Source organism: Micromonospora sp. NPDC049049, assembly GCF_040649115.1.
In the GTDB taxonomy this organism is placed as follows: Bacteria; Actinomycetota; Actinomycetes; order Mycobacteriales; family Micromonosporaceae; genus Micromonospora.
In genome coordinates this window covers 40,297-46,556 of the sequence record NZ_JBEZEX010000043.1, presented here as the reverse complement: position 1 = coordinate 46,556, position 6,260 = coordinate 40,297, and the positions used below count along the sequence as shown (strand labels likewise).

The following is a 6,260-nucleotide window of genomic DNA, read 5'->3' as shown; positions in this document are numbered from 1 at the left end:
CCTTCCTCCGGTGGGTGCGGGGGTGGGATCTCCGGGTCGGGTTCGTGGTCGCCCCGCGCCCCGCGCCCAAGATCCGAGCAGGATCCCCAATGTTGCTGCCTCCGACTCGCCGGAGACCGCAAGATCCCTGATATTGCGCGGATCTCGGCGACGAGTACCCGGCGCGGGTCCGTTGGTTGCGTCACGGGTCCTTTGGAGCTGATGTCGTAGACGAATCAGCGTCGCCAGGGCAGCCGCGAAGCAACGTCGCAACGGAACTTACAGGGCAACACGGTGACGGCACCGTAGCGCAAGTCACCACGGCAATCGCAGGGCATCACGGTGACGGCAACACTGTGGTGGTAGCCGCAGAGCAACAAGCGGTCGCGGCAGCCACAGAGCAACAAGCGGTCGCGGCAGCCACAGAGCAACAAGCGGTCGCGGCAGCCACAGAGCAACAAGCGGTCGCGGCAGCCGCAGGGCAGCGCGAGTCAGTGGCACCGCCGGACGGTGCACGGCCGAGCCCAGGTCATGACTCGTTTACGACATCAGCTCGATAGCGTGCCGCACCCCTACGTCCACCCCTGCTCCCGGCCGGAACCGGGCCGGGAGCCTGCGAAGAAGATCCGACGGCGACGACCCCACGAGGGTCGAGGACTCAGCCGCCGGAGTCGTCCATCTCGGCACCCTCGGGGACCGTGTCGTCGTCCCGGCTGGCCAGCCAACCCTCCGGCAGGAAGACCTTGCCGGGCGAGTTGGTACGCCCGCGCGGCTGCCCGAGGGCGGTCATCGGGAACGGCTCCGCCGGGTCGAGCTTGCCGAGCAGGTCGTCGAGCTGGGCCAGGCTTTCGATCATCGCCAGCGAGCGCCGCAGCTCACCGCCGACGGGGAAGCCCTTGAGGTACCAGGCGACGTGCTTGCGGAAGTCAGTGCAGCCGTCGCGTTCACCTCGGGCCGGGTTGCGGGCGCCGGCAGTGAACTGGTCGACCAGCAGCTCGGCGTGCCGGCGCATGGTCACGGCCACCTCGCCGAGGGTGGGTAGCCGCCGCTCCGGCCGACCGTTGAAGGCGGCCTCCAGGTCGGCGAAGAGCCACGGCCGGCCCAGGCAGCCGCGCCCGATGACCACGCCGTCGACGCCGGTGTGGGCCACCATGCGCAGCGCGTCGTCGGCTTCCCAGATGTCGCCGTTACCGAGCACCGGCACATCGAGGGCCTGCTTCAGGGTGGCGATCGCGTCCCAGTCGGCGGTGCCCGAGTAGCGCTGCGAGGCCGTGCGCCCGTGCAGGGCCACCGCTGCCACGCCGGCCTCCTGGGCGGCGAGCCCGGCTTCGACGTACGTCAGGTGGTCGTCGTCGATGCCCTTGCGCATCTTGACAGTGACCGGCACGCCGGACGGTGCCGCGGCGGCCACCGCGGCCCGCACGAGTCGCGCGAAGAGCCGCCGCCGCCACGGCAGCGCCGCGCCGCCACCGCGCCGGGTGACCTTCGGGACCGGGCAGCCGAAGTTGAGGTCGATGTGATCGGCCAGGTTGCGCTCGACGACGATCCGCACGGCGGCGGCGGTGATCTCCGGATCGGTGCCGTAGAGCTGGAGACTGCGGGGCTTCTCGTCGTCGCCGAACGCGATCATGCGCAGCGTCTTCGGGTTGCGCTCGACAAGCGCTCGAGTGGTGATCATCTCGCAGACGTAGATGCCGCCGCCCTGCTCGCGACAGAGCCGACGGAACCCGATGTTGGTGATCCCAGCCATCGGCGCGAGCACGACCGGCGGCCACACCTGGTGCTGGCCGAGAGTCAGCGGGCGCAGCGCGGGCACGGTCGAGGCAGTCACCGGACAAGTGTACGGGGCCCCGACCGGCGCTCATCGCGTCGGCCGAGGCCCCGTACGCAGAGTCTCAGCAGCCCGGGAGACGCTCGATCAGGTAGCGCTCGACCTGGTCCAGGGAGACGCGCTCCTGGGCCATGGTGTCCCGGTTGCGCACCGTCACCGCGTTGTCGTCAAGGGTGTCGAAGTCGACGGTGACGCAGAACGGGGTGCCGATCTCGTCCTGCCGCCGGTAGCGACGCCCGATCGCCTGCGAGTCGTCGAACTCCACCACCCAGCGCTTGCGCAGCAGGGTCGCGAGATCCTTGGCCTTGGGCGACAGCGCCTCGTTGCGGGACAGCGGCAGCACCGCCACCTTGACCGGGGCGAGCCTCGGGTCGAACCGCATCACGGTGCGCTTGTCCACGCCGCCCTTGGTGTTCGGCGCCTCGTCCTCGTCGTACGCCTCCAGCAGGAAGGCCAGCACCGCGCGGGTCAGACCCGCGGCCGGCTCGATGACGTACGGCATCCAGCGCTCACTCTTGCTCTGGTCGAAGTACGACAGGTCGACGCCGGAGTGCTTGCTGTGCGTGGAGAGGTCGAAGTCGGTGCGGTTGGCGACACCCTCAAGCTCGGCGAACTCGGTGCCACCGAACTGGAAGCGGTACTCGATGTCCACGGTCCGCTTCGAGTAGTGCGACAGCTTCTCCTTGGGGTGCTCGAACAGCCGCAGATTGTCCGCCGAGAGGCCGAGGTCGAGGTACCAGTTCCAGCGCTCCTGGAGCCAGTACTCGTGCCACTGCTCGTCGGTGCCCGGCTCGACGAAGAACTCCATCTCCATCTGCTCGAACTCGCGGGTCCGGAAGATGAAGTTGCCCGGGGTGATCTCGTTGCGGAACGACTTGCCGGTCTGCGCGATGCCGAACGGGGGCTTCTTGCGGGCGACCGTCTCGACGTTCTTGTAGTTGACGAAGATGCCCTGCGCGGTTTCCGGGCGCAGGTAGTGCAGCCCCTCGTCGCTCTCCACCGGGCCCAGGTAGGTCTTCATCAGGCCGTTGAACATCTTCGGCTCGGTGAAGGTGCCCTTGTTGCCGCAGTTGGGGCAGTTCAGCTCGGCCAGCGAGGTAAGCGGCTTGCCGTGCTTCTCGGCGTACGCCTCTTCCAGGTGGTCCGCCCGGAACCGCTTGTGACAGAACTGGCACTCGGTGAGCGGGTCGACGAACTCGGCGATGTGGCCGGACGCCTCCCACACCTTGCGGGACAGGATCACCGCGGAGTCCAGGCCGACGACGTCGTCGCGCTGCTGGACCATCGTCTTCCACCACTGCCGGCGGACGTTCTCCTTGAGCTCCACGCCGAGCGGACCGTAGTCCCACGCCGATCGGGTGCCTCCGTAGATCTCACTGGAGGGGAAGACGAAGCCTCGGCGCTTGGCGAGGCTGACGACGGCGTCGATACGGTCGGCTGGCATGTTTCCTCCTACGCCGGCTGGCGGTCGGCGGGGGCGAGATGTGGATGGAACGGTCGGTTCGGGACAACGGTACGACCACCGTCCCCCCGAGCCCAGCAGAATACCGGGGACGGGTCAGCTGACCTCGCAGACCTCCACGCCGCCGGTCTGCCCGTCCTGCCCGAGGCTGACCTGTTGCCGCTCCCGGTCGCCGCCGTCGAGGGTCACGTCGACCGGCACGGTCAGGTAGGTGGTGTCCACCTCGCCCACCCGGAACGCTGTCACCTGCGGTTCGGCGGCGGCGCGCCGTTCGAACTCCGGCCGGGACTCACGCCGCTGCGCGTCGTCGCAGAGCTGGTCGTACGCCCGCCCGTAGTTCCGCTCGACGAGCGCCTGGTAGTAGTCGCCGGTCACGGTGCGGGCCTGTTCCCGAATGGCCTGGACTCCGCTGACGGCCAGGCCGACGACGGCGGTGCCACCGCCGCCGCAGCAGAGCACCACGGCGAGCGCGCCGACGCCGAGGCCGATCCAGAGCCGAGTCCGGCGGCCCTCGGTGGGCGGCGCGGCGAACGGCGGAGCCACCCCGGGACCGGGTGGCGGGGCGGGTGCGGTCATAGGAGCAGCGTAGTGTCCGGCGGCTCAGCGGTAAGGACCCGCAGCCCGATCACTCTCGGCGACGACCACGGCCCCGCCGGGGGCGGCGGTGGCCAGCGCCTCGTACGCGGAGGGCTCGTCGATGGACTCGGCGAGCAGCGGCACGGCGCTGACCTTGACCTCGAAGGCGCCCAGCGCCCGCCGGTACGTGCCGACCGACTCCCATTCGGTGACCAGTGACCAGTGCCGGGGGTCGTCCAACGCCCGGACCAGTTGGCCGCGCAGGTAGCCGGGCCGGGCGGCCAGCGCGGTGAGGGCGGCGTGCGCCCGTTCGGTGAAGCCGTCGGCGGCATCGACGTCGACCACGAACCGGTTGGTCACCAGCACCGGGGGTTCCTCCTCGTAGAGTCTGTGGGATGCAGCGTACGCAGCGCCCTCTGCTCGCCCGGTTGGCCGGGGCGAACCCGACGTCGGTGTTCCTGCTCACCCTGGTGGTGGTGCTGGTGGCGTTCTTCACGCCCGGGGTGATCGGCGGGCTGCTCACGCTCGCGCTCGCCGGGGTCCTGATCGCCCTGTTGGCGACGACCTGGGCGGTTCAGGCGCCGCAGACCCGGCTGATCCGGCTGGTGATGCTCACCCTGCTGGTGGCTGTGGGTCTCGCGAAGCTCCTCTGACATGCAATCATGCGTTTTTGACAATCATTATCGTTGCCACGGACAGTTGACGACATGACCAACCGCGCCACGTACCGTGTCCTGGCCGCCGCGACCGCCCTCCTTGCCCTGGGCGCTGGAGCCGGCTGCTCCACCGGCGGTGCCGCCGGCGCCGACCCTCAGCGAGTCGACGTGGTGGCCGCGTTCTACCCCCTCCAGTTCCTGGCCGAACGGATCGGCGGCGACGCCGTCCGGGTCACCAACCTGGCCAAGCCCGGCGCCGAGCCGCACGACCTGGAGCTCAACCCGAGCCAGGTCGGAGAGGTCAGCGACGCGGAGCTGATCGTCTACCTCAAGGGGTTCCAGCCGGCCGTGGACGACGCCGTGGCCCAGAACGGCGGCGACCGGGCGTTCGACGTGACGAGCGTGCAACCGCTGTTGGACGCGTCCGCCGGCGGGCACGACCACGAGGGCGAAGAGGGGCACGCCGAAGAAAGCGGCGGCAAGGACCCGCACGTCTGGCTCGACCCGACCCGGCTGGCCGGCATCGGCGACCAGCTCGCCCAGCGGCTCGGCAAGGCCGACCCGGACCACGCCGCCGACTACACCGCCCGGGCGACTGCCCTGCGCGCCGACCTGACGACACTGGACGGCGAGTTCAAGCACGGTCTGGCGACCTGCCAGCGGCGGGAGATCGTGACCAGCCACGCCGCGTTCGGGTACCTCGCCGACCGCTACCAGCTCGACCAGGTCGGCATCACCGGGCTGAGCCCGGACGTCGAGCCCTCGCCGCAGCGCCTCGCGCACGTGATCGAGGAGGCCAAGGAGCACCAGGCCACCACGATCTTCTTCGAGACCCTGGTCAGCCCCAAGGTGGCCGAGACCATCGCCGGTCAGGTCGGCGCGAAGACCGCCGTGCTCGACCCGATCGAAGGGCTCGCCGCCGGCAGCAACGGGGACTACCTTTCGGTGATGCGCACCAACCTGCGGACCCTGCAGACGGCCTTGAGCTGCTCGTGACCTCACCTGTCATCACCGTCGAGCACGGGGTGGTCGGCTACGACGGTCGCCCCGTGCTCCGGGACATCTCGCTCACCGTGACCGCCGGCGAGGTGGTCGCGATCCTCGGCGCCAACGGCTCGGGCAAGTCCACCCTGATCCGCGCCGTGCTCGGGCTGGTGCCGATCAGCGCCGGCTCGGTCACCCTCTTCGACCGGCCGTTGCGCCGGTTCCGGCAGTGGGCACGCATCGGGTACGTCCCACAGCGCCTGGGCGCCGGCGGCGGCGTACCGGCGACCGTCCGGGAGGTGGTGGCCTCCGGCCGGCTGGCCCGTCGGGGGGTGCTTCGTCCGCCGGGTCGAGCCGACCGGACCGCCGTCGACGCGGCGCTGGGCGCGGTCGGGCTCGCCGACCGGGCCGGTGACCCGGTGTCCACGCTCTCCGGCGGCCAGCAGCAGCGCACCCTGATCGCCCGTGCCCTGGCCGGCCAGCCGGAGCTGCTGGTGCTCGACGAGCCCACCGCCGGGGTGGACGCGGCCAGCCAGGAGGCGTTCGCCGGCGCGCTGCGCGACTTCGTCGCCGACGGCGGAACGGTGCTGCTGGTCGCCCACGAGTTGGGCCCGCTGCGACCGGTGATCAGCCGGGCTGTGGTCGTCCACGAGGGTCGCATCGCCCACGACGGCGCGGTGCCCGACCCGGCCGGCCATCACGCGGAACCCGACCACGACCACGTGCACCCGCACTGCTACGACGAGCCCGCCGGGCTGTGGAGCAACTGACC

The 6,260-nt window shown here is 70.6% G+C and carries 7 protein-coding genes; 3 read left to right on the top strand and 4 right to left on the bottom strand.

The window, feature by feature from the left end:
- Positions 1–637 precede the first annotated feature (637 nt).
- The 4 genes from dusB to AB0B68_RS29505 all read right to left on the bottom strand — a co-directional run bounded on the left by dusB (position 638) and on the right by AB0B68_RS29505 (position 4,214).
- Entirely contained in the window at positions 638–1,810 is a 1,173-nt protein-coding gene (gene dusB / locus AB0B68_RS29520; RefSeq protein WP_357264160.1) for a tRNA dihydrouridine synthase DusB, read from the bottom strand.
- A 64-nt stretch (positions 1,811–1,874) separates the two neighbouring features.
- The gene (locus tag AB0B68_RS29515) at positions 1,875–3,254 is read right to left on the bottom strand and encodes a glycine--tRNA ligase (RefSeq protein WP_091409675.1); all 1,380 of its coding nucleotides are present in this window, start codon (positions 3,252–3,254) and stop codon (positions 1,875–1,877) included.
- A 114-nt stretch (positions 3,255–3,368) separates the two neighbouring features.
- Positions 3,369–3,848, bottom strand: coding sequence for a hypothetical protein (locus AB0B68_RS29510; RefSeq protein ID WP_112589144.1), 480 nt, complete (start codon positions 3,846–3,848; stop codon positions 3,369–3,371).
- A 24-nt stretch (positions 3,849–3,872) separates the two neighbouring features.
- Positions 3,873–4,214 (bottom strand): antibiotic biosynthesis monooxygenase, encoded by a 342-nt coding sequence (locus tag AB0B68_RS29505; protein WP_357206266.1) that lies wholly within the window; start codon positions 4,212–4,214, stop codon positions 3,873–3,875.
- Positions 4,215–4,243: 29 nt separating this feature from the next.
- Here AB0B68_RS29505 and AB0B68_RS29500 point away from each other — a divergent pair, with 29 nt between their 5' ends.
- Genes AB0B68_RS29500 through AB0B68_RS29490 form a run of 3 tightly spaced genes read left to right on the top strand, consistent with a single transcriptional unit; the run spans position 4,244 to position 6,258 of the window.
- Complete coding sequence (locus AB0B68_RS29500) at positions 4,244–4,501, top strand: hypothetical protein (RefSeq protein WP_355009246.1); 258 nt, start codon at positions 4,244–4,246, stop codon at positions 4,499–4,501.
- Between the two features lie 54 nt (positions 4,502–4,555).
- Positions 4,556–5,500 carry a metal ABC transporter substrate-binding protein gene (locus AB0B68_RS29495; protein ID WP_357206262.1) on the top strand — a complete coding sequence of 315 codons (945 nt, stop codon included), beginning with the start codon at positions 4,556–4,558 and terminating at the stop codon, positions 5,498–5,500.
- Positions 5,497–6,258 (top strand): ABC transporter ATP-binding protein, encoded by a 762-nt coding sequence (locus AB0B68_RS29490; RefSeq protein WP_357206260.1) that lies wholly within the window; start codon positions 5,497–5,499, stop codon positions 6,256–6,258. Before AB0B68_RS29495 ends, AB0B68_RS29490 begins: the two co-directional genes overlap by 4 nt.
- Positions 6,259–6,260 lie beyond the last annotated feature (2 nt).

What these genes read in the sequence shown, in the direction of transcription:
- AB0B68_RS29515 (WP_091409675.1), bottom strand. Translation starts at nt 3,254, where the DNA reads ATGCCAGCCGACCGTATCGACGCCGTCGTCAGCCTCGCCAAGCGCCGA.
- AB0B68_RS29510 (WP_112589144.1), bottom strand. Translation starts at nt 3,848, where the DNA reads ATGACCGCACCCGCCCCGCCACCCGGTCCCGGGGTGGCTCCGCCGTTC.
- AB0B68_RS29500 (WP_355009246.1), top strand. Translation starts at nt 4,244, where the DNA reads ATGCAGCGTACGCAGCGCCCTCTGCTCGCCCGGTTGGCCGGGGCGAAC.
- AB0B68_RS29495 (WP_357206262.1), top strand. Translation starts at nt 4,556, where the DNA reads ATGACCAACCGCGCCACGTACCGTGTCCTGGCCGCCGCGACCGCCCTC.